Origin of the sequence: Stenotrophomonas forensis (assembly GCF_028752115.1) — a bacterium.
GTDB classification, from domain to species: Bacteria; Pseudomonadota; Gammaproteobacteria; order Xanthomonadales; family Xanthomonadaceae; genus Stenotrophomonas; species Stenotrophomonas forensis.
Window position 1 is genome coordinate 2,627,002 of the sequence record NZ_CP082270.1, and the last position, 22,601, is coordinate 2,649,602.

Below are 22,601 nucleotides of genomic sequence, written 5' to 3' on the forward strand. Positions count from 1 at the left end.
GCGCGGGGGCTGCGCGGGCCTGATGCCATCCTTACCGGTAGCCTCCGGCGCCTGGCTGTCGCCTGCCTGACAATTCCGTCAGCTGGTCGTCCCTCGGGCGTCCCGTGAACGATGGCCCACCCACCTGCGCGAACACCGGCGTTCTTCGCACCTCCCTTACGGAGCGGTGCCGATGATCCGGCCAAGGGCGCCACGCTGGCGATCCCACACCCTCAGGAGTACGCCATGACCGGTTTCCGCTTCGTCCCTGCTGCCCTCGTGATTGCCAGCACCCTGCTGCTGGGCGCCTGCTCCAAGCCGCAGGAGGCCAGCAAGGCCACTGCGGGCGAAGACGTCACCGAAGTGAAGCTGCTCCCCGCCTATGAATCCCTCGACAAGGACAAGGACGGCATCGTCACCCTGGCCGAAGTGGATGCAGTCGCACCGGACTGGGCCGAGCGCCTGCACACCTGCGATACCGACCGTGACCAGAAACTGAGCCGCGGCGAATACGACGTCTGCAAGCAGACCGCGCCTGCGGCCGCGCATTGATTCCCGGCGCCGGCGCGCCTGTGCGCGCGCCTGGCCGTGTTGGCCGCGCACGCTCCCCCGCCCACGGCTATACCAAGGTATAGCCGGGCTAACCCACGAGCCTCTAGGACTGCCCCATTCAGGGGCGGACAATAGCGCCACTGGCCAGGGCAACCCTGGCCGGCACCCTCCCCTCATGGAGACGCAGATGGACCCCGACCCTGCCGGGCACGACGCGCCCCGGATGCCTGCCTGTTGCCTGTTCCTGGCGCCTGCCCGCCGGTCCCTGCCTGCCTGAGTGACGGGGGATCGCCAGGTGCCGCCTGCCTGGAGATCGCCCCCATGTCCTACAAGATCCTCTACATCACCCTGCGCCGCCTGATCGGTGAGCGCGATGTTGCCGCCCTGCGCAGCCAGCTGCTGCAGCACGGCCCGGTCATGTTCGCCCGTTCGCTCTCGCTCGGCTCGCCACGCGTGGTGGCCGACGCGCTGTCGCTGCTGCCGATCAGCGAGCGCATCAACGTGCTGCGCCACCTGCCCTACCCCCTGCGCGATGCGATGAAGCCGCTGTGCATCGGCGGCAGCCAGCGCCTGCACATGCAGCCGTGGTCGCCGGCGGTGCTGGCGATGCGCCACGCCTGACCTGTTCCATCCGTTCCGTTCGTGTTCCGGCCCCGGCCGGCTCTGACATTCGAGGAGAGTCCCATGAGCCTGCTCAACGCCTGGTTCAACGCCTTCCTGCGCAGCCGTCGCGCAGGCAACCTGTTCCGCCGCCGTGCGATGCCCGAGGCCGGCTTCGGTCCGGGCAGCGCCGAAGCGGCGCCGTTCGCGCTTACCACCGGCCTGGTCACCCTGGCCCAGCAGCCGGAAGCGGAGCTGCTGGCCACGCTGGATTCGCATGCCGATGGCCTCAGCCCGCACGAAGCCGGGGAGCGACTGGCCACGCTCGGCCCCAACGAGGTTGATCACGAAAAGCCGCTGCCGTGGTGGCGCCACCTGTGGCAGTGCTACCGCAATCCGTTCAACCTGCTGCTGACCGTACTGGCGGCAGTGTCCTGGCTGACCGAAGACCTCAAGGCGACGATCGTGATCGGCGCGATGGTGCTGCTGTCCACGCTGATTCGCTTCGTGCAGGAGGGCCGCTCCAACCGCGCGGCCGAACGCCTGAAGGCCCTGGTCGGCAACACGGCGCGGGTGCTGCGCCGCAATCCGGGTACCGAGGCCGCCGACGTGGCCGACCAGTACTTCGGTGCACACCTGCACAGCCGTCGCCCGGCACGCCTGCTGGACCTGCCGATCCGCGAACTGGTGCCCGGTGACCACATCGTGCTGTCGGCTGGCGACATGATTCCGGCCGACTGCCGCGTGCTGACCGCCAAGGACCTGTTCGTGGCGCAGGCGGCGATGACCGGTGAATCGCTGCCGGTGGAGAAGTTCGCGCACCCGGGCGATGGCCTGGCCGGCCTGCTGGAGCAGAACAACCTGCTGTTCATGGGCACCAATGTGGTGTCCGGCACCGCCACCGCCATCGTTCTGGCGACCGGCAACCGTACCTACTTCGGCACCCTGGCCCAGCGCAGCACCGCCACCGACCGTGCGCCCACCGCATTCCAGGCCGGCGTCAACAGCGTCAGCTGGCTGCTGATCCGCTTCGCGCTGGTGATGGTGCCGTTCGTGTTGTTGATCAACGGCTGGACCAAGGGCGACTGGACCGAGGCGTTCCTGTTCGCACTGTCGGTGGCAGTGGGGCTGACCCCGGAAATGCTGCCGATGATCGTCACCTCCACGCTGGCCAAGGGTGCGGTGCTGCTGTCGCGGCGCAAGGTGATCGTCAAGCGCCTGGATGCGATCCAGAATTTCGGCGCGATGGAGGTGCTGTGCACCGACAAGACCGGCACCCTCACCCAGGACAAGATCGCGCTGGAACGCCACACCGACGTGTTCGGTCACGATTCGGAGGACGTGCTGGCCTTCGCCTACCTCAACAGCCATTTCCAGACCGGGCTGATCAACCTGCTCGACCGCGCGGTGCTGGAACACGTGGAGCTGCAGAGCTCGCTGCGGCTGTCGCAGGACTACCACAAGGTGGACGAAATCCCGTTCGACTTCGAGCGCCGCCGCATGTCGGTGGTGGTGTCCGAGCGCGAGGATCATCACGAGCTGATCTGCAAGGGCGCGGTGGAAGAGATGTTGGCCGTGTGCAGCACCGTGCGCGAGAACGGCCAGGACATGCCGCTGGATGACGCGCGCCTGGCGCGCGTGCGGCAGACCACCGAGGAACTGAACGAACAGGGCCTGCGCGTGGTGGCGGTGGCGATGAAGGAAACCGCGGCCAGCCGGACCGCCTACTCGCAGGCCGACGAGTGCGACCTGACCCTGGTCGGCTACGTGGCCTTCCTCGACCCGCCGAAGGAGTCCGCCGCGCAGGCACTGCAGGCGTTGGCCGCGCATGGCGTGGAGGTGAAGGTATTCACCGGCGACAACGAACTGGTCACCGCCCGCGTCTGCGCCCAGGTCGGGCTGGACGCGGACACGATCCTGACCGGCCCGCAGATCGAGCGCATGGATGATGGCGCACTGTCGCGGGCGCTGCATCACCATCGCGTGTTCGCCCGGCTGACGCCGCTGCACAAGGAGCGCCTGGTGCGCGAGCTGCGCGCACAGGGCAAGGTGGTCGGCTTCCTTGGCGACGGCATCAATGATGCGCCCGCGCTGCGTGCCGCCGACATCGGCATCAGCGTGGACAGCGCGGTGGACATCGCCAAGGAGGCCGCCGACATCATCCTGCTGGAGAAGAACCTGATGGTGCTGGAGGAAGGCGTCATCCAGGGCCGGCGCACCTTCAACAACATGCTCAAGTACATCCGCATGACCGCCAGTTCCAACTTCGGCAACGTGTTTTCGGTGCTGGTGGCGTCGGCCTTCCTGCCGTTCCTGCCGATGCTGCCATTGCAGCTGCTGGTGCAGAACCTGCTGTACGACATCTCGCAGATTGCCATTCCGTTCGACAACGTGGACGAGGAACTGGTACGCAAGCCGCTGAAGTGGAACCCGGCGGACATCGGCCGCTTCATGGTGTTCTTCGGGCCGATCAGCTCGATCTTCGACCTGACCTGCTTCGCCCTGATGTGGTACGTGTTCGATGCACGCACGCCTGCCGACCAGGGCCTGTTCCAGTCCGGCTGGTTCGTGGTCGGCCTGCTGACCCAGACCCTGATCGTGCACATGATCCGCACGCCAAAGGTGCCGTTCCTGCAGAGCATCGCTGCACCGCCGCTGCTGCTGATGACCGGCCTGATCATGGCCATCGGCGTGGCCCTGCCGATGAGTCCGCTGGCCGGCTACTTCAAGCTGCAGGCCCTGCCGGCCGGCTACTGGCCGTTCCTGGTGGCGATCCTGTTCGGCTATGCGGTTCTGACCACCGCGCTGAAGAAGTTCTACATCCGTCGCTACGGCTGGCAGTAAGCACTGGCCGGCTTGTCCAGGGAGAAATGGATGCTCGACATCAATCCGAACCTGCCGGCGTTCAACGCCGGCGCCACCCTGAGCTCGCTGATCAGCCTGACGGTGGCCTTCGTGCTGGGAACGGCCATCGGCCTGGAACGGCAACTGCGCCAGCGCACCGCCGGGCTGCGTACCAACACGCTGGTGGCGGTAGGCGCGGCGGTGTTCGTCGACCTGGCCGTGCGCTTCCATGACCTGTACGGAGGGCCGCCGTCGCCGCTGCATGTGGTGGCCTATGTGATTTCCGGCGTCGGCTTTCTCGGTGCCGGCGCGATCATGAAGGACGGCGCGCAGGTGTCCGGCCTGAACACCGCCGCCACCCTGTGGGGCTCGGCGGCGGTGGGTGCGTGCGCCGGCATCAAGCTGCTGCCGGAAGCGGTGATGGCCGCGATCTTCGTGCTGGCCGCCAATACGCTGCTGCGGCCGGTGGTCAATCGCATCCAGCGGCAGCCGCTGCCGGAAGCCTTCAGTGAAGCAACCTATGCGATCAACGTGGTCTGCCAGCGCGAGCAGCAGGCCGACGTGCTTGACCAGCTGTTACTGCTGCTGGAGCAGGCGCAGTACCCGGTACGCGCGGTGGACCAGCGGCCGTTTGGCGAACGCGATGTGGAGATCGAAGCAGTGCTGTACGCCACCACGGTCGATGCCGGCGAACTGGATGCCGTGCTGGCAACGCTGGCGACCACGCCTGGCGTACTGCAGGGGTTCTGGAACGCCAGCCTGGAGGAGTAGCGCCGGCCGCCGGATGCGTTCCGCCGGGCGTGGCTCAGCGCTTCCACGTGTTGCTTTGGTAGATGCCGACCTTGGTCGGCAGAATCCCTCAGGCATCATGATTCCTGCCCGGGCCTGCCGACCAAGGTCGGCAACTACCAGAAGCCTGAACGCCGCGGTCTGCCGGCCAGCGGCCGGCACTACCCAGCATCGCTTTGCTATCCTTTCCGCCCACGCCAGGGAGCTGTCCCGATGCCATCGCTGTCGCCCCGTCGCCCGCTGGTGCTGCTGGCCCTGATCGTCGTGATGGCGGCGATCTTCCTGATCGACACCGTCACCGACTACGCCGTTGCGGCGGCGTGTTTCTACGCGGCGGTCATCCTGGCCGCCTCGCGCGTGCTGGCCGCCCGTGGGCTGATCACGCTGGCCCTTGCCTGCATCGCGCTGACCGCTCTCAGCTTCTTCCTGACCCGCTTCGGCACCTACCGCATCGGCCTGGTCAATTCGGTGATCGGCATGCTGGTGATCGGCATCACCACCTACCTGGCCCTGAACATGGAAGCGGCCAAGGCGGCGGTGCAGGAGGCCCAGGGACGGTTGCTGCGGGTCGCGCGCGCGTCCACCGTGGGCGAGCTGACCACCTCCATCGCGCACGAGGTGAACCAGCCGCTGGCGGCCATCGCCAGCAGTGCCGAGGCCTGCCAGCGCTGGCTGGCGCAGGACCCGCCGAACGTGGACAAGGCACGGCAGACCGTGGCCCGCATCCTGGCCGATGCGCACCGCGCCGGCGACGTGATCGCGCGCATCCGCGGCCTGACCCAGGGTGCCGCGCCGCAGCGACGCGCCTTCGATCTGAACCAGGCGGTGGAAGAAATGCTGGCACTGTCGCGCAGCGAGCTGGATCGGCATGGCGTGGCGGTGGCGTTGCTGCTGGATGCCGACCTGCCACCGGTGCAGGCCGACCGCGTACAGGTACAGCAGGTGATCGGCAACCTGATTCTCAATGCGGTGGACGCGATGGAAGCGGTGCCTGCCGCTGACAGGCGCCTGTCCCTGCTGACCCAGCGCGATGGCGCGCGGATCAGCCTCAGTGTGCGCGATCGCGGTGTCGGCCTCCCCGCCGACCATCCCGAGCGTGTGTTCGATGCGTTCTGGACCACCAAGTCACACGGTCTTGGCCTCGGCCTCAGCCTCAGCCGTTCGATGATCGAAGCCAACGACGGCCAGATCCACGCCGAGCGCCCGAGCGGCGGCGGGGCCTGCTTCGTCTTCGACCTGCCCATCGCCACGGATGTCCCTCATGCGTAAGCCCACTGCCCCTGCTGCCGATCCGGCACCGATCGTCTACGTGATCGACGACGACCCCTCGGTGCGCGCGGCGCTTGAAGATCTGTTGGCGTCGATGGGACTGCAGGTAAGGGCCTTCGCCTCTACCCAGGCGTTCCTGGACCACGAACTGGAAGATGCACCGGCCTGCCTGGTGCTGGATGTTCGCATGCCCGGCCAGAGCGGGCTGGAGTTCCATCGCAGCATGGGCACCCATGGCCTGCAGCTGCCGGTGGTATTCATCACCGGCCACGGCGATATCGCCATGGGCGTCAATGCGATCAAGGACGGCGCCATCGAGTTCCTGACCAAGCCGTTCCGTGACCAGGAGCTGCTGGATGCGATCCACAGGGGCATCGAGCTGGACCGCCAGCGCCGCCGCGACGGCGAGGCACTCGGTGCCCTGCAGCAGCGCTGGAACACGCTCAATGCCGGCGAGCGCGAGGTGGTCGATGGCGTGGTGCGCGGGCGCCTCAACAAGCAGATCGCCGGCGACCTCGGGGTCAGCGAGATCACGGTGAAGGTGCGCCGCGCGCAGGTGATGCGCAAGATGGGGGCGCGCACCCTGGTCGACCTGGTGCGGATGTACGACCGCTTGCAGGCGGGCTCGCCCTGACCCAGCAGCAAGGCAGAGCGGTCGGCAGCGTCGCACAGCATTCCGCCTGCGCTATTTCCGGGTGGCCAGCACGATCACCCCGGCCACGACCAGGCCGATGCCACTCCACTCGCGCAGGCTGGGTCGCTCACCCAGCAGCAGATAGGCCAGCACGATCACCAGCACGACGCTGAACTTGTCGACCACCGCGACCTTGGCCAGCTCGCCACTCTGCAACGCGCGGAAGTAGAACAGCCATGAGGCGCCGGTCGCCAGGGCGGAGAGCACCAGGAACAGCTGGGTGCGCCCCGGCAGCAGCAGCGGGTTGGACCACTTGCCGGTGACCACCACCAGCGGCAGGATCACCGCCGCCACGATCAGGGTGCGGATGGCCATGGCCAGGTCCGAGTCGACGCCCTTGACGCCGACCTTGGCGAACAGCGCGGTCAGCGCCGCGAACACGGCAGACAGTCCAGCCCAGATCAACCACTGCGGTAGGTTCTGCACGAAGGCCTCGCTTGCCTGCACCTGCATGTGCGCCAACGCTACTCCACCCTGCCATCGGTGGGGCTTCACCTGCCCGTCACCGCCGCTACAATGGGCACGGAAACGCCAGGGGGCGATCTGCAGGGAATGCACCATGCTTGAACAGGACATCTTCGTCGCCCTTGCCGGGCCAGCCGCCCTCGACCGAGCCGGCCTGCCGCGCAGCACTCGGCTCCCGCTCCCCTTCCCCTCTGTTTCGCAGCACCCTGCCCGTTTGGCGCGGCAGGTTCCTCATTGCTTGCCCTGACCGGAGCCGTCGAAATGCCCGAGAACACTCTCCTTGCCACGCCGGCCGCTACCGCGCCGACCACCTACCTCGACCGCGCCATGGCTACGCTGCGCAGCCTGGGCCTGGCCGCCCCGCAGGACAACAACGCACCGGCCATCGCGCTGGTTTCGCAGCTGTCCACGCTTGACCAGGGCCGCGTGGTGGCCATCGCCCGGGTGCTGCAGCAGTCCGGCCATTTCAATGCCGTGATGCGTGATGAAATCAGCTCGGCCAAGGTGTCCGACCGCTATACCGAGATCGTCCGCGCCTTCGACAGCATCCGTGACGATGCCAGCACCATGGTCGAACAGGTCCGCGACGGCAAGATCGACATGGGCGAGCGCCTGCAGAACCTGTGGATGAAGGTCACCCGCGGCGATATCCCGAGCCGGTTCGAGAAGATCCGCCGTACGTTCCTGGAGGTCAGCCGCGATTCGGCCGAGCAGCTGCAGCGTGAATCGCGCGTGCTGGAGATGTACGGCGACTTCCGCCTGTCGATCAAGGATGCCGAGATCCAGGCGCATGAGCTGTTGAAGCTGCAGCAGCAGCGGCTGGCCGAAGCGCGCGAAACGCTGAAGCAGGCGCAGCAGCGCGTGGAATCGGCCGACCCGGCCGCCGATGCCGCCGATACCGGCCGCCTGGTGATGGCCCGCGATGAAGCGCTGCGCAACAGCCAGGCCGAAGAGTCGCGCTACCAGCTGGCCAAGGACCTGGCCGAGAACCTGCAGGTGAACTACGCCACCTCCGAGGCGATCATGCTGCGCGTGCACCAGTCGCACGAGGTCAAGCGCCGCGTCAACGAGCGCTCGGTGGTGTTCTTCTCCACCAACGAAACCAGCTTCACCGCCTTGAACCTGGCCTTCACCACGCAGATGGGGCTGCATGAGTCCACGCAGGCGCTCAATGCGATGACCGAGGGTACCTCCAAGGGGCTGGAAGCGGTGGCCAACATTGGCGATGAAGTGCTGCACGAGGGCCTGAAGGCCGGCTACGGCGCCACCATCGGCGTCGATTCGGTGCGCAAGCTGGTCGATGCGGTGGTGCGCTTCCAGGAGACGTCGCTGCAGGAAATCGAGCAGCTGCGCAGCCAGGCCACCCGCGACTCGGTGGAGATTGCCGAGTATGTCGAACAGGGCAAGCAGCGTTTCGCCGCACTGCTGCAGGCACCGCCGAGCCCGGAGCCGCGCTGACGTGAGTGCGACGATGGCCCCTGCCGAGCTGCAGGATGCGTTGCTGACCATGGATGTGGTCGACCAGCTGCGCTACCGCAATGCCGAAATGAAGGCACTGGCCGACAGCGGCCATGACCAGGCGAGGCTCAAGCAGCGCCTGCTTGAACTGTATCGCTCGCAGGGTATCGAGGTCTCCGACGAGATCGTCGAGGCCGGCATCCAGGCCCAGCGTGAGCAGCGTTACCTCTATGCTGCGCCGCGTGGCTGGAAGGCCTGGTTGGCCCGACGCTGGATCGATCGCCGTCGGCTGCTGAAATGGGCGCTGATGGCGGCGTTGGTGCTGCTGGTGCTCGGTGCGCTGCTGATGATGGCGCGCAGCTTCGGCGCGTTCGTGCACGAAAGCAACGTGCAGAAGAACGTCCAGGTGTTGAACGACAAGGTGGCAGCGCAGCAGCAGGAGGCCGCAGCAGCGCGCGCCCTGCTGGCCCGGCAGGAACAGTCCCTGCAGGGGCTGCTGCCGCGCGCCAACGCCAGTGCGGAGCGCCTGCAGCCCCTGACCGAGCGCGCCCAGTCAGCGCTGGCGGAAGCGCAGCGGCGCTTCGCCGGCGTGCCCGCCGCCATGGCGGGCCTGCCCACCCTGATCCGCCAGGACAAACTCACGCGTATCAGCAGTGGTGGCAGCGCCACCGGCGAACAGGCCGCCGCCCAGGTGGAGCAGCAGCGGCAGGCCGCCGCAGCGCTGCTGGCGCGCGCCAGGGAAACCCTGCCCGCACTGACCGAGCGGGTGACCACGCTCGGCCAGGCCATCGATGCCAGCGAACTGCTGGACACCACCGACACCGCCGCAAGGGCGGCACGCCTCACGCCGGACGCCGAGAAGGTACGCGCACGCGCCTACACCGCCGGCGATGTTGCACTTCGCGCCGGCGACATGGCCGCGGCCACCCTGGCAGTCACCACGCTGAAGGAGCTGATCGGCAGCGCCGACAAGCTGGCCGCGCTCAACGAGCGGCTGGCCCAGCTCAAGGCCGACGGCCTGGCCACGGGCGTTGCGGGCGAAGACCGCAAACGGCTGGAACGTGCGCTGGACCAGGCCGCCCAGCGGGTCCGCGTCGAGACACTGGCCGAAGCCGGGCCGGCGATCGACGAGGTCGGCCAGCTGGTGGCGTTGCTGTCCAAGTCCCTGGTCTACCGCATCGTCAACCGTGACGGTGAGCGTACCGGCGTCTGGCGCTACAGCGAAAAGGCCAATGGCAGCCGCAACTACTACCTGGTGACCGAAGCGCTGGACGAGGCCGGCAACGCCACCGAACTGCTGATCCGCAACGAGGAGACCGGCAAGGATGAGTGGGCCTCGCTGTTCGCCGTACGCGTGCCGGAGGCCACCTACAACCGGGTCGCAGCCGACAAGCAGGACAACGGCATCATCGAAGATGACCAGATCGGCAGCAAGCCGCGCGGCAGCCTGTCGCCGCGTTTCCGCATGCCCACCACCGGCGGCTACATCACCGAATGGTGATGGGTAAGGAACTGACATGAGAGATCTGAACGACGCGATTGCCGATGTCGAAACCGATATCGGCCAGGTGCAGGCACAACTGGCCACGCGCGGCGACCAGTGCCTGGACCTGGTCAAGGAGCAGGAAGCGCTGCACGACCGGGTCCGCGAAGACTTCAATGCACTGGCCCGCCTGCAGGCCGAGGCCGCCATTGATTCGCCGCCGATGGTAGCCAGGGACCTGCTGCAGCAGTCCAGCGCCGACCTGCAGCGCCGCGATCGCAAAGCGGCGGTGCTGGCCGACGAGCTGCAGGCGCTGCTGGACATCGAACAGTCGCTGCAGCAGCGCTCGCAGGAGGCCGTTGCCGCACGCGACGCCGCTGGCGGCCAGTGGCAGGCCCTGCAGAACCAGGTGGACACCACGCTGGAAGCGGAACCCACCTACAGGGTGCTGCAGGACGACCTGCAGCTGGCCGAGGCACGCGCCGACACGGTCGAACGCATGGCCACCTCTGCGCAGTCGGAGCATGATGCCAAGGCCGGCGCCTACCAGGCCGACCCGATCTTCATGTACCTGCACCGTCGCAGCTTCGGCAGCGCGGCCTATCGCGGTTGGCCGCTGGTGCGCACGGTCGATGGCTGGCTGGCCGAGCTGTGCGGCTTCGACCGTGCCCGTCGCGAGTACGCCACGCTGGTCGAGCTTCCGCCCTATCTGCAGGAGCATGCCGGACGGGCCCGTGCCGACGTCGAGGCGGCCCGCCAGCCGGTGCAGCAGGCCCGCGACGCCGCCCTCGCCGACGCCGGCGGCGACCCGCTGCGCCAGCAGTTGCAGACGGCACAGAGCGCAGTGGCGCAGGCGCTGTTGGCTGAGCAGCTGCATCGGCAGACCGTGGATGCCAAGCAGGCACAGATCAATGGTTTCCGCAGTTGGACCGATGCCGAAGGCGGCGCCCTGCTCACCGCGCTGGCGCGCACGCTGTCGGCCAAGAGCATGGACGACCTGTACCGACGCGTCGCCGCCACTGCCTCCGGCGAGGACGATGCCGTGCTCGAACGCATCCATCGCAGTCGCCTGCGCCTGGGCGAGATCGATGGCATGGTGGGCGAGCACACCCGCGAAATGGCCGTGCTGAAGAAGCGCCTGGACAGCCTGCAGGCTGCGCGCAGGAGCTACCAGGCCGCTGCGGATATCGAGCGTCAGGCGTACGAGGCACCGAGCTACCGGGCCGCCGCCCCGGCCACCGTCGCCGCATCCTTCTTCAGCACCACCAGCAGCCGAAGCACCACCCGCTCCTCTGGCAGCCTGTTCGACCTGCTTGCGGGCGGATCCAGCAGTTCAAGCTCTCGTTCAAGCTCCAGCTCGAGTTCGAGTTCGAGTTCAAGCTCCAGTTCCAGCGGCAGCAGCTTCCAGAGCGGTGGTGGCATCAGTGGTGGCGGTGGCTTCAAGACCGGCGGCGGGTTCTAGCCCTCCACCTGCCGGGTGCGCCGCTTCATCCGCGTATCCAGCAGGCCGACGCCCAGCAGCACCAGGCTGGTCAGCCATCCGGCGGCCAGCAGGTGCAGCCACGGCAACAGCAGGCCCAGCACCAGCAGCGCCGCGGCGCCCAGCAGGTGCGAGCGCGGCGTGTGTCCATAGACCACGCGCTTGTACAGGGCGCTGCCCAGCAGATAGATCAACGGCCCGGCCACCATCACGGTGGCGTACACCGTGCTGACGGCTGCACCCGGATGGTCCATCACCAGGTCGTTGCCCACCGCTGTGGCGATGATGCCGGCGATCAGCAAGGCATGCACGTAATGGAAGTTGGCGCCCATCCGCCCGGGGTCTTCGGCATGGGTGATGGCCTCGGTGGCATCGCGGCTGGAGATGCCGAAGTACAGCCACCACATGGCGATCGTGCCAGCGAACGTGGCCAGCACCGCCGAGACCACTTCGCCGCTCCAGTGCTCGACTTCACTGAGCACGCCGCCGGTGGCCAGCAGGGTTTCGCCCAACGCCACGATGACGAACAGCTGGCAGCGTTCGGCCAGATGCCCGCCCTCGATGGTCCAGTCGCGGGTGTGCGAACGGCCCATGCCCGGGAACGCGAAACCGAACATCGGCGAGATGTACTCGCAGGCCACCGCCACCGCCCACAACGCCAGGCGCAGAGAGCCATCGGCCGCGGCACCGACCAGCCAGAAGCACGCCGAAACGCTGACCCAAGCCAGCATACGGCGGAAGTTGGGCGCCAGCGGATGGTTGCGGCCGACCTCGAACAGGACGAATGCCGTGCGCCCCACCTGCATCGTGGCGTAGGCCCCGGCGAACATCCAGGCCCGGTCGGCAAACGCCTCGGGAATGGACGAGGACATCAGCAGCGCCAGCAGCATGGTGGCAAACAGCAGGCCGCGGATGCGCGGCGCCTGCGGGTCGAACCAGTTGCTGACCCAGCAGGCGTACTGCCAGCCCAGCCAGACCGCGAACCACAGCACCAGGGTCTGCAGCACGCCGGCCAGATCAAGGTGGTGCAGCAGGTGGTGGCTGAGCTGGGTGACCGCGAACACGTAGACCAGGTCGAAGAACAGTTCTTCGTAGGTCACGCGGGCATGGTGGCCATCGCGATGGCGCAGCGCGGGCAGGCGCAGTCGGGTGCTCATGGCGGGCCTTCAGCGCGCCAGGCGCCAGTACAGCAGGCCCGCCAGCAGTGCCGGCACGGCGAACACCAGCAGCAGGATCGGCAGTTCTTCGCGCACCGCGTAGCCCGCCTTGCTGACCCCTATCCACATGTTGGCCACCGAGACCAGCAGCCAGGTGGCGATGAACGCGATCAGCGCGGCAGGCAGCTGCGAGCTGCCCACGCTCCAGAGCCGGCCGAACAGCAGGAACACGCCCAGCAGCAGGACGCCAGCGGTGATCACCAGAAGCACATGCATGTAACGATCTCCTTGAGCCTGCTGGCAGGCTAGCCCGGGCCGATTCTGCGCTCCAGCCGATGATCGTGGTTTCACCTTCCAGCCGCTGCGAACAATCAATGGCTGCCGGGACATAGCAAACGCGAACGGTTCCCATTAGTATTGCGTCATCGTGCAGGGATGCCCTCCCTGCAGCCGCCCCTCGCCCCTGTTGCCGGTCCGGATGTCCCAGCTGCCCTCGCCTCACCCACCTGCGCTGCCGCTGGTGTCTTCGCTGGCGCGCCACTACGAGGAACTGGTGGACTACCTGCGCCGCCGCTTCCGCTCGCCCGGACTGGCCCGCGAGGTGGTGCACGACGTCTGCGTGCGCCTGCTGGAGCGCCCGCCGCTGCACGATGCACGGCAGCCGATCGCGCTGCTGCGCCGGATCGCGCATGACGCGGCGGTTGATCGCTGCCGCGCCGAAGATCTTCGCCGGCACTGGGTGGAAGCGCGAGCCGAGCTGCCGGACGATGCCTGCCCCCGGCCCGGGCCCGAGCAGCAGGCCCAGGGCCTGCAGGCGCTGCAGCAATTGAGCGCGACCATCGAGCGCATGCCGTGCCGGCGCCAGCAGGTGTTCATCCTGCACAAGATCCACGCACTGCCCCAGGCCGAGGTCGCGCTGCGGATGGGTATCGGCCTGAAGGCGGTGGAACGCCACCTGCGCCTGGCCATGGCCGACTGCCGCCGGCAGGCCATGCAGCAATGAGGCGTACACCCGGGCCTCCCACGCGGCCGCAGCCGTCGCAGGCTGCCACCACCGATGAACTGCTCGACCAGCATCGCGATGCGCTGAAGGAACGGTTTCCGCTGCCGGATCCGAAAACGCTGCAGCGTCGTCGCGGCGGCCGTGCCGCCAAGGTCGTGCTGCCCGCACTGGCGCTGATGGCCGGCGCGCTGTTGCTGGTCGATCCGGCCTGGCAGGTGCAGGACCATCGCACGGCGGCAGGCGAACGCCGCGCACTCGATCTGGCCGACGGCAGCCACCTGCTGCTCGATGCCGGCACCCACTTGCAGGTGCGTCGCCACCTGCGTTCACGGCAGGTGGTGTTGATCCAGGGGCGCGCCCGCTTCCAGGTACAGCATTCGGCATGGCGACGCTTCGAGGTCGATGCCGGACCGGTGCGCGTGCGCAACTACGGCACGGTGTTCGATGTGGATCGCCAGGGCGATCTGAGCGAAGTGACCCTGTGGCGCGGCGAGGTGGGGGTACGCGCCGAGGGCAGCGATGCCGAGCAGCGCCTGAAGCCCGGCCAGCGCCTGCTGGCGCAGCCGGGGTCGATCTCTCCGCCCGAGGCGATCGACACCGACCCGGCCGACTGGACCACCGGGCGGCTGCAGTTCGATCGGCTGCCGCTGGTGGAGGTGTTGCGGATCCTGCAGCGCTATCACGACCGTCCGATCGTGCTGGATGACCCCACGCTGGGCCCGCTGCAGGTGTCCGGCGTGTTCGACGCCGACCGCGCCGACACCGCCGTGGCACTGTTGCCGGAGATCCTGCCGGTACAGGTGCACGCCGCCGCCGATGGCAGCCTGCACCTGCGCAGGCGCGATTGATCGCCATTGATCGCCTTCGCAAGGGTGGGTTGTGCGCCGTCCCATCCGGCAGGTGCGTGAACCCCTCCGAAGGACCCCCGAATGACCCGCCCTGTTTCGCCCGCCGCACTGCGTCGGCTGGCTCCCTCCCTGCTCGCCGCCTGCCTCTGCGCTGCCCTGCCCGCCGCCGCGCAGGCCGCCGCGCCTGCGCCGATGGAGCTGCATCTGCCCGCCGGCCCGCTGCAGGCCTCGCTCAACACGCTGGCGCGGCAGAGTGGCATCCAGCTGCTGTTCGCCGCCGACAGCGTGAGCGGCCGCACGGCGCCGGCGCTGGATGGCCGCTACACCCCGCGCGACGCCCTGCAGCGGCTGTTGGCGGGACAGGGCCTGGCCCTGCAGGAACGTTCGCCGGGCGTCTTCGTGGTCAGCGCCGCGCCAGCGCCGGCAAAGGCCAACGCCCCGGCGCGGGCGGCCGCAGGTGCCGCGCCGACCTCGCTGGCCCGCGTCACGGTATCGGCCTCGACCGCGCGCATGCCGCAGGGCGAGACCGCCATGCCCAACACCATCACCGTGCTCACCCGCGAAGACATCGCGCAGCAGCTGGCGCTGGGTTCGGACGTCTCGCGCGTGCTGTCCTCGCAGATTCCGGCCTTCGCGCCGGCGCGCGAGAAGATGTCCAACTACGGTGAAACGATGCGCGGCCGCGGTATCCTGTACATGGTCGATGGCGTACCGCAGTCGACGCCGCTGCGCGATGGTTCGCGTGACTCGCACACCATCGACCCGGCGATGATCGAACGCATCGAGGTCATCCATGGTGCCAACGCGCTGCAGGGCATCGGTGGCACCGGCGGCATCGTCAACATCATCACCCGCAGTGCGCCCAGCGAGCCCGGTGCGTTCCTGCTCGACACCCACATCAGCTACAGCAGCGCCCTGCCCAGCCGCCGCGATGACAGTGGCCAGCGCGGTTCTGCGCTGGTCGGTGTGCGCGGCGAGCAGTTCGACCTGGTCGCCGGCCTGGCCTATGAGAAGCAGGGCCTGTTCCATGATGGCGAGGGCCGTTCGATCGGCACCAATGCGCAGGGCGAACTGATGGATTCGACCTCGTCGAACGTGTTCGCCAAGCTGGGCTGGAACCTGGCCGAGGGCCATCGCCTGCAGCTGATGGCCAACCGCTACGAACTGCGTGGGCTGGACAATTACCTGGCGGTCAACGGTGATTACCGCACCGGTCGGCCGACGATTTCGGTGCGCGGTGACACGCCGCTGGAGCCGCCGATGAACCGCTCGCGCTCGCTGACCCTGGACTACAGCGCCGCCGACCTGCTCGGTGGCCGTTTCCAGGCGCAGGCCTTCGCGGTCGATTTCGAGGGCCGCTATGGCGCCAGCCAGTGGGACCCGTGGGGCAACACCGGCGCCAATGCTGCGTGGGACCAGACCCAGAACGAATCGGACAAGCGCGGCTTCAAGCTGACCCAGAGCTGGACCCGCATCGACGACACCACGCTGGACGTGACCCTGGGCCTGGACGGCCTGCGCGACCGCACCCACCAGGTGCTGCTGGCCAGCGGCATGAACTGGGTGCCGCAGACCACCTACCAGAGCCTGTCGCCACTGCTGCAGCTGCATTGGTGGCCGACCGACCACCTGATGCTGTCCGGCGGCCTGCGCTACGAGAAGGGCGAGCTGGAAGTAGGCGACTACACCACCCTGCCCCGCTATGGCGCGCGCAAGGTGACCGGCGGCAAGCCGACCATGAGCGAGACCCTGCCCAACTTCGGCGCGGTCTGGTACATCAATGATCGCCTCAATGCGTACGCCTCCTACTCGGAGGGTTACACGGTGGCCGACGTCGGCCGCGTGCTGCGCGCGATCAACCGTGACGGCCAGCGCGTGGACAGCCTGATCGACCTGTCCCCGGTCGTGTCGGACAACCGCGAAATCGGGCTGGAGTACGACGATGGCCGCTTCAGCGGTGACATCGCCTACTACACCTCCGAATCCAAGCTCGGCTCGGTGCTGGTCTACGACCCGGGCATCGACGCTTATGCCGTGCAGCGCCAGGCCACCCGCGTGGAAGGCTTCGAGACCAACCTGCGCCTGCGCCTGGGCGACAGCCGCCTCGGCCTGGGCTACGCACGCGCCAACGGCCGCTACGACGCCAACCTCGATGGCCGCCTCGACAGCGATCTGGCCGGCGTCAACATCGCGCCGAACCGTCTGACCGCGTTCTGGGAGCAGAACTGGACGCCGCAGCTGAGCACGCGCCTGCAGGCCAGCCGCGCATTCGACCGCGACTTCGACCTGCAGGGCGCGCGGGTAGCCGAGTTCAAGGGCTACACCACCATGGACCTGGTCGCGCGCTATGCACTGGACAAGCACAGCTTCACCCTGGGCGTGCAGAACCTGGCCAACAGGCAGTACATCAGCTACTACTCGCAGACCACGCCGTCGAACCCGAGCTACTTCTCCGGCCGTGGGCGGGTGCTGACGCTGGGGTGGCAGTACCGGTACTGATCCATGGCGCCCTTATGGGAGCCATGAAATCTATGCGGAACGTGATGAAGGAGGCCCGTGCTAGTTTCTGGGCCTCCTTCAAACGGACCTGGACCATGCGCTCTTCCCTGCTCGCCCTCACCCTGGCTGCTGCACTGCCGGCCGCCCACGCGGCGGCCGCCGAAACACCGCTGCCGCAGCTGCGGGCATACACCGTGGATGCGTCCTGGCTGCAGCCGATGGCACCGCTGCAGATTGCCGACCACACCTGGCAGATCGGCACCGAGAACCTGACCGCGCTGCTGGTACAGACCAGCGAAGGCGCGGTGCTGCTGGACGGCGGCATGCCACAGATGGCCGGCCACCTGCTGGACAACCTGAAGGCGCGCGGCGTGGCAGCGCAGGACCTACGGCTGATCCTGCTCAGCCATGCACATGCCGACCACGCCGGCCCGGTGGCGGAACTGAAGCGTCGTACCGGAGCACGCGTGGTCGCCAACGCAGAATCAGCGGTCCTGCTGGCACGCGGCGGCAGTGATGACCTGCACTTCGGTGATGACATCACCTATCCGCCGGCCAGCACTGACCGCATCATCATGGATGGCGAAGTGGTCACCGTGGGCGGCATCGCGTTCACCGCACACTTCATGCCCGGGCACACCCCCGGCAGCACGGCCTGGACCTGGACCGATACGCACGAGGGCAAGCCGGTGCGCATCGCCTATGCCGACAGCCTGAGCGCGCCGGGCTACCAGCTGCGTGGCAACGTCCGCTATCCGCGTTTGATCGAGGACTACACGCGCAGCTTCGCCACCGTGCGCGGGCTGCCCTGCGACCTGCTGCTGACGCCACACCCGGGCGCCAGCCACTGGGACTATGCCGCCGGCAGCAAGGCAGGTGCCAAGGCACTGACCTGCAAGGCCTACGCGGATGAGGCCGAAAAGAAATTCGACGCACAGCTGGCCAAGGAAACGGTCCGGGCCCGTTGATTCCGTAGAGTCGAGCTTGCTCGACTGAAGCGAAGAACAGTCGAGCACAGCTCGACTCTACAAAGAGCAAGCCGAGCGTGGGCTCGGCTCTACAAGGTCAGCCGTCCTGCCCATGCTCGGCGAACGCTTCGATGCTGCCATCGGTACGCACCAGCTCGACGGTATACGGCTGCACGTAGCCATCCGGCATTTCCATGCCCGGCGAACCGGCCGGCATGCCCGGCAGCACCAGACCGCGCGCCGCCGGGCGCTCGGCCAGCAGGCGCTTGATGTCCTCGGCGGGCACGTGGCCCTCGACCACGTAGCCGCCGATCTCGGCGGTATGGCAGGAGCCCTTGCCGACCGGCACCCCCAGCCCGACCTTGATCGGGTTCATGTCATCGGTATCGCGCACCTCCACCTGGAAGCCTTCGGCCTTCAGGTGGTCGACCCAGATGCCGCAGCATCCGCAGCTGGCGGTCTTGTGCACGACAGCGATCGGCAATGCGGGATCGATCGAGGCCGGGCTGGCCGTGACGGGTGCCGCCGGGGCCTGCCCTGCAGACGACGCAGCGGTGGCGTCTTCAGCAGCGCGTGCGCAGGCGGCGGTGGCAAGCACAGTGCCCAGCAGCAGGCCGAGGGAGAGAGAACGGTTCATGGGTTGATTCCTTTGCAGATGCGGGCAGTACCGCCCGCCACCGGCGCATCAATGGCACAGGCAGGGTCGTAAGTAGAATGAGCAGCCATGGCAGGCGCTTGCGCGCCTGCAGGAATCAATCGATGGGTGGCCGCAACGGGTCCGGCAAAGGCGGCGGCGCGCGTTGCGCCGCGTTGAACGGCATAGGCGCCTCGCGCCAGGGCGACGCGGGCGTTCCATTCAACGTGGCCAGCATGCCCAGGCAGGCCGGTGGGCATTCGCACTCACCGCTTGCGCAGAGCGTTGATGCCGCTTCGTCGCAGCATCCGTCCATGGCAGTGGAATGCGGGGCGACGCAATGCCCTGCTGTAGGCACCGATGCATCCGGCAACGACGCAAGCGCCAGCGCCGGTGCATTCAGCACCAGGGCAACAAGCAGCATCCATCGCAGCAGCAGGCCAGGCAGGTTCACGCGTCGATGATAGCCGATGCGCGCATCAGGTCATCGACGCCGCCATCGCACGCATCCTTACCGGAATCGACTTGGCCGCCGGGGTGCCGCTGATGCGGTCGTAGTAGTCCAGCGGCAACAGTGGATTCAGTTCGGGGTAGTAGCCGGCCAGCGCGCCGCGCGGCATCGGGTAGTCCAGCACGGTCAGGCCATCGATGCGCCGGCTCACACCATCGCGGCTGATCGTCTCCAGGCTGACCTGCGCCTCCTTCTGCAGCCCACGCGCCAGCCGGTCCTCGATGTTCATGAACAGCACCATGCGATCGTTGTACACGCCGCGGTAGCGGTCGTTGTAGCTGTAGATGGTGGTGTTGTACTGGTCGTGCGAGCGCACCGTGGCCAGCCGCAGCATCTCGGGGTCATCCACCGGCTCGTCCACGTCCAGGCCGGGCATCACCAGGATGTTGGCCTTGCCATTGGGGGTGGGCCACACGCGGCGGCGCGGCGGAATATCCAGATGGAAGCCGTGCGGCTGCTGGATGCGCTGGTTGAAGCCGGTGTAGATCTCCGGGTACACCGCCGCGATCAGGTCGCGGATGGGGGTGTAGTCGTGCATGCACGCGGCCCAGTCGACCTTGCTGCCAGGCAGCGTTGCCATCGCCATGCGGCAGACGATCTCGACCTCGGGCAGCACCTCGGCACTGACCGGTTCCAGCACACCGCGTGATGCGGTCACGTTCGACATCGCATCCTCGATGGTGACGAACTGCTCGCCGGCCGGTGTCACGATACGTTCCGAGCGCGCCACCACCGGCAGGATCAACGCATCGCGGCCATGCACCAGATGCCCGCGATTGAGTTTGGTGGCGATGCCGACGGTCAGCTCCAGGCCGCGCATCGCCTCATAGGCACGCGCCGTATCAGGCACGGCATGGATGAAATTGCCACCCAGCCCGATGAACACCTTGGCGCTGCCGTCCAGCATCGCTTCGATCGACTCGACCACATGGTGGCCGTGCTCACGTGGCGGATCGAAGCCGAACACCTGCTGCACGCGGTCCAGGTAGGCCGGCTTGGGCTTCTCGTCGATGCCGACGGTGCGGTCACCCTGCACGTTGGAGTGGCCGCGGATCGGCCCGATGCCGGCACCGGGCTTGCCGAAGTTGCCGCGCAGCATCAGCAGGTTGGCCACCTGCTGCAGCAGGCGCGAGCCGTACTGGTGCTGGGTCAGGCCCATGCCGTAACAGATCACGGTGGCGTTGGAGCGGATGTAGATCTCCGCACAGCGGCGGATCTGCGCTTCGGAGATGCCGGAAACGCGAACGAGATCGTCCCAGTCCTGCGCCATCACATCGTCGCGCAGCGCATCCAGGCCCACGGTGTGTTCGGCCAGGAAGTCGTGGTCGAGCACACGCTCGCCCTGCGCCTCGCGTTCAAACATCACCCTCATCATGCCCTTGATCAGCGCCAGGTCGCCGCCGATGCGGATGTGCACGAACTCGCTGCTGATTTCGGTGGAACCCAGCGTGGCCATCTGCACCACGTCCTGCGGCTCGGCGAAGCGGATCAGCGCGCGCTCGGGCATCGGATTGACCGCCACGATCGGGATGCCACGTTTCCGCGCTTCGACCAGGTTGCTCATCATCCGCGGCGAATTGGTGCCGGTGTTCTGGCCGATCACGAAGATCGCCTCGGCGTGCTCGAAGTCCTGCAGCACGATGGTGCCCTTGCCCACGCCGATGGCCGGTGGCAGCCCACGGCTGGTCGGCTCGTGGCACATGTTCGAGCAGTCCGGGAAATTGTTGGTGCCGAACTCGCGCACGAAGATCGAGTACAGGAACGCCGCTTCGTTGGGCGTGCGGCCGGAGGTATAGAACTCGGCCTGGTGCGGGCTGTCCAGCGCCTGCAGATGGCGGCCGATCAACGCGAAAGCCTCGTCCCAGCTGCACGGCACGTAGTGATCGGTGGCCGCGTCGTAGCGCATCGGCTCGGTCAGCCGGCCCTGCATCTCCAGCCAGTAGTCGGTCTGCGCCATCAGTTCGGTGACGGTGTACTGGGCGAACAGCTCACGCCCGGCACGGAACTGGGTGGCTTCCCAGGCCAGCGCCTTGGCGCCGTTCTCGCAGAATTCCAGCTTCCTGCGCTCGTCGGCATCGGGAAACGCACAGCTCGGGCACTTGAAGCCGCCCGGCTGGTTCATCGCCAGCAGCGCCTTGGAGCCCTTGCCGATCACGCTCTGCTGCAGCAGCACCTTGGCGGTGGCGCCGGCGGCGCCCCAGCCACCGGCCGGCTGGTTGTAGGGCTTGTAGCGCGGTGGCTTCTGCTCGGACATGTTCGGGAACCTGGCGGGAGGAACGCAACAACAGAACGGCGCGGAATGCGGGCGTGCTGCCATTCGGCCGCTCGCCAAGCCCTACAGTCAAGCATGGTCCACGCGACGGCGCCAGAGGCTGGAACCGATTGCAGCACAGCGTGTCATGACAACGGTTACCACCGCGTCAGCGCGCGGCCACTGCGCTATTCTCGATGCCGTGGGTGGTCCACCACCTGCGTTTCCCTCTTGCCCGGACACGCTGAATGCCTGACTCCACCCCGCCGCACACCCCGCCTGCCGGCACGGCCCAGCGCCCGATGCAGCGCTGGCGCAGCGAGGGGCAACAGCAGCAGGTCGACGTGGTGGCCGAGGAAGTGCCGGTCGCGATGCGCTACAACGGCGCCGCCTTCGCGGTGATGATGGCTACCCCCTGCGACCTGGAAGATTTCGCGCTGGGCTTCTCGCTCAGCGAGGGATTGATCACCGCGCCGTCGCAGCTGGTGACCATCGATGTGCGGCCACAGCTGGAGGGCATCGAGCTGCAGATGACCGTGACCGACGACGCACCCGGCGCCGATCTGGACCCGGCCAACGGACGCCTGCTGCCGGGCCGTGGCGGCTGCGGTCTGTGTGGCACGCGGCAACTGGAGGACGTGCTGCGTCCGCTGCCGCAGATCCGCGGACGCCGCACCTATCCGCATGCCGCGCTGCAACGGGCATTGGCCACCCTGTCGCAACACCAGCCGATGAACGAAGTCAGTGGTTCCACCCACGCTGCGGCCTGGGCCGACGCCAGCGGGCGGATCGGTTGGGTGCGCGAGGATGTCGGCCGGCACAATGCGCTGGACAAGCTGATCGGCGCGCTGCACCACAACGAGCACGTCATCGACGGCGGCCTGCTGGTGATCTCCAGCCGCGCCAGCTACGAGATGGTCAGCAAGGCGGTGCGCGCCGGCGCCAGCGTACTGGCCGCGGTCTCGGCGCCGACCGCGCTGGCGATCGACCTGGCCCGCAGTGCCGGGCTGTGCCTGGTCGGGTTCGCACGCGAGAACGGATTCAACGTGTATACCCATCCGGAGCGGCTGCAGACGCACGACGACACGGCGGTCTGAAACCGGCCGGGAGCACCTCG

At 67.7% G+C, this 22,601-nt stretch carries 20 protein-coding genes; 14 read left to right on the forward strand and 6 right to left on the reverse strand.

What is annotated here, in order from left to right:
• Window positions 1-225: 225 nt before the first annotated feature.
• The 6 genes from K5L94_RS12330 (at window position 226) to K5L94_RS12355 (ending at window position 6,667) form a co-directional block, all read left to right on the forward strand.
• Window positions 226-531 carry an EF-hand domain-containing protein gene (locus K5L94_RS12330; RefSeq protein WP_274510562.1) on the forward strand — a complete coding sequence of 102 codons (306 nt, stop codon included), beginning with the start codon at window positions 226-228 and terminating at the stop codon, window positions 529-531.
• A 321-nt stretch (window positions 532-852) separates the two neighbouring features.
• Window positions 853-1,152 (forward strand): hypothetical protein, encoded by a 300-nt coding sequence (locus K5L94_RS12335; RefSeq protein WP_006447714.1) that lies wholly within the window; start codon window positions 853-855, stop codon window positions 1,150-1,152.
• A gap of 63 nt (window positions 1,153-1,215) precedes the next feature.
• On the forward strand, window positions 1,216-3,975 hold the full coding sequence (gene mgtA / locus K5L94_RS12340) for a magnesium-translocating P-type ATPase (RefSeq protein ID WP_274510563.1): 2,760 nt from the start codon (window positions 1,216-1,218) through the stop codon (window positions 3,973-3,975).
• 30 nt (window positions 3,976-4,005) lie between these two features.
• Window positions 4,006-4,746: an MgtC/SapB family protein gene (locus K5L94_RS12345; RefSeq protein ID WP_049457082.1), complete on the forward strand. Its 741-nt coding sequence runs from the start codon at window positions 4,006-4,008 to the stop codon at window positions 4,744-4,746.
• A gap of 231 nt (window positions 4,747-4,977) precedes the next feature.
• Window positions 4,978-6,033 carry a sensor histidine kinase gene (locus tag K5L94_RS12350; RefSeq protein WP_274510564.1) on the forward strand — a complete coding sequence of 352 codons (1,056 nt, stop codon included), beginning with the start codon at window positions 4,978-4,980 and terminating at the stop codon, window positions 6,031-6,033.
• The gene (locus K5L94_RS12355; protein ID WP_274510565.1) at window positions 6,026-6,667 is read left to right on the forward strand and encodes a response regulator transcription factor; all 642 of its coding nucleotides are present in this window, start codon (window positions 6,026-6,028) and stop codon (window positions 6,665-6,667) included. Before K5L94_RS12350 ends, K5L94_RS12355 begins: the two co-directional genes overlap by 8 nt.
• A gap of 51 nt (window positions 6,668-6,718) precedes the next feature.
• Here K5L94_RS12355 and K5L94_RS12360 read toward each other — a convergent pair whose 3' ends face one another.
• Complete coding sequence (locus K5L94_RS12360; protein WP_187299768.1) at window positions 6,719-7,180, reverse strand: EamA family transporter; 462 nt, start codon at window positions 7,178-7,180, stop codon at window positions 6,719-6,721.
• Between the two features lie 273 nt (window positions 7,181-7,453).
• On the opposite strand from K5L94_RS12360, the gene K5L94_RS12365 reads away from it, so the two are divergent.
• From K5L94_RS12365 to K5L94_RS12375, 3 genes are read left to right on the forward strand one after another with little or no spacing between them, the layout of a single operon-like run.
• Complete coding sequence (locus tag K5L94_RS12365) at window positions 7,454-8,650, forward strand: hypothetical protein (RefSeq protein WP_053449859.1); 1,197 nt, start codon at window positions 7,454-7,456, stop codon at window positions 8,648-8,650.
• Window position 8,651: 1 nt separating this feature from the next.
• On the forward strand, window positions 8,652-10,151 hold the full coding sequence (locus tag K5L94_RS12370) for a DUF6384 family protein (RefSeq protein WP_238581796.1): 1,500 nt from the start codon (window positions 8,652-8,654) through the stop codon (window positions 10,149-10,151).
• Between the two features lie 16 nt (window positions 10,152-10,167).
• A complete protein-coding gene (locus tag K5L94_RS12375) occupies window positions 10,168-11,595 on the forward strand; it encodes a coiled-coil domain-containing protein (RefSeq protein WP_274510566.1) in 1,428 nt (475 codons plus the stop codon).
• Here the strand turns inward: K5L94_RS12375 and K5L94_RS12380 are convergent.
• On the reverse strand, window positions 11,592-12,770 hold the full coding sequence (locus tag K5L94_RS12380) for a low temperature requirement protein A (protein WP_053449862.1): 1,179 nt from the start codon (window positions 12,768-12,770) through the stop codon (window positions 11,592-11,594). The two genes, K5L94_RS12375 and K5L94_RS12380, sit on opposite strands and share 4 nt — an antisense overlap.
• Window positions 12,771-12,779: 9 nt before the next feature.
• Window positions 12,780-13,046 (reverse strand): hypothetical protein, encoded by a 267-nt coding sequence (locus tag K5L94_RS12385; RefSeq protein ID WP_008265432.1) that lies wholly within the window; start codon window positions 13,044-13,046, stop codon window positions 12,780-12,782.
• 202 nt (window positions 13,047-13,248) lie between these two features.
• Between K5L94_RS12385 and K5L94_RS12390 the strand changes: the two genes are divergently transcribed.
• The 4 genes from K5L94_RS12390 (at window position 13,249) to blaL1 (ending at window position 18,088) form a co-directional block, all read left to right on the forward strand.
• Window positions 13,249-13,773: an RNA polymerase sigma factor gene (locus K5L94_RS12390; protein WP_053449863.1), complete on the forward strand. Its 525-nt coding sequence runs from the start codon at window positions 13,249-13,251 to the stop codon at window positions 13,771-13,773.
• Window positions 13,770-14,621, forward strand: coding sequence for a FecR family protein (locus tag K5L94_RS12395; protein WP_053449864.1), 852 nt, complete (start codon window positions 13,770-13,772; stop codon window positions 14,619-14,621). The genes K5L94_RS12390 and K5L94_RS12395 overlap by 4 nt, the downstream gene beginning before the upstream one ends.
• 81 nt (window positions 14,622-14,702) lie before the next feature.
• Complete coding sequence (locus K5L94_RS12400) at window positions 14,703-17,120, forward strand: TonB-dependent receptor (protein WP_053449865.1); 2,418 nt, start codon at window positions 14,703-14,705, stop codon at window positions 17,118-17,120.
• Window positions 17,121-17,215: 95 nt separating this feature from the next.
• Window positions 17,216-18,088 carry a L1 family subclass B3 metallo-beta-lactamase gene (gene blaL1, locus K5L94_RS12405; RefSeq protein WP_053451316.1) on the forward strand — a complete coding sequence of 291 codons (873 nt, stop codon included), beginning with the start codon at window positions 17,216-17,218 and terminating at the stop codon, window positions 18,086-18,088.
• Between the two features lie 97 nt (window positions 18,089-18,185).
• Here the strand turns inward: blaL1 and K5L94_RS12410 are convergent, their stop codons facing one another.
• The 3 genes from K5L94_RS12410 to K5L94_RS12420 form a co-directional block, all read right to left on the reverse strand.
• The gene (locus K5L94_RS12410) at window positions 18,186-18,725 is read right to left on the reverse strand and encodes a DUF411 domain-containing protein (RefSeq protein ID WP_080374924.1); all 540 of its coding nucleotides are present in this window, start codon (window positions 18,723-18,725) and stop codon (window positions 18,186-18,188) included.
• 115 nt (window positions 18,726-18,840) lie between these two features.
• Window positions 18,841-19,176 (reverse strand): hypothetical protein, encoded by a 336-nt coding sequence (locus tag K5L94_RS12415; RefSeq protein WP_080374925.1) that lies wholly within the window; start codon window positions 19,174-19,176, stop codon window positions 18,841-18,843.
• Window positions 19,177-19,201: 25 nt separating this feature from the next.
• Window positions 19,202-21,487 (reverse strand): FdhF/YdeP family oxidoreductase, encoded by a 2,286-nt coding sequence (locus tag K5L94_RS12420; protein WP_053449866.1) that lies wholly within the window; start codon window positions 21,485-21,487, stop codon window positions 19,202-19,204.
• 245 nt (window positions 21,488-21,732) lie between these two features.
• Between K5L94_RS12420 and fdhD the strand changes: the two genes are divergently transcribed.
• Window positions 21,733-22,581, forward strand: coding sequence for a formate dehydrogenase accessory sulfurtransferase FdhD (gene fdhD, locus K5L94_RS12425; RefSeq protein ID WP_053449867.1), 849 nt, complete (start codon window positions 21,733-21,735; stop codon window positions 22,579-22,581).
• Window positions 22,582-22,601: the final 20 nt, after the last annotated feature.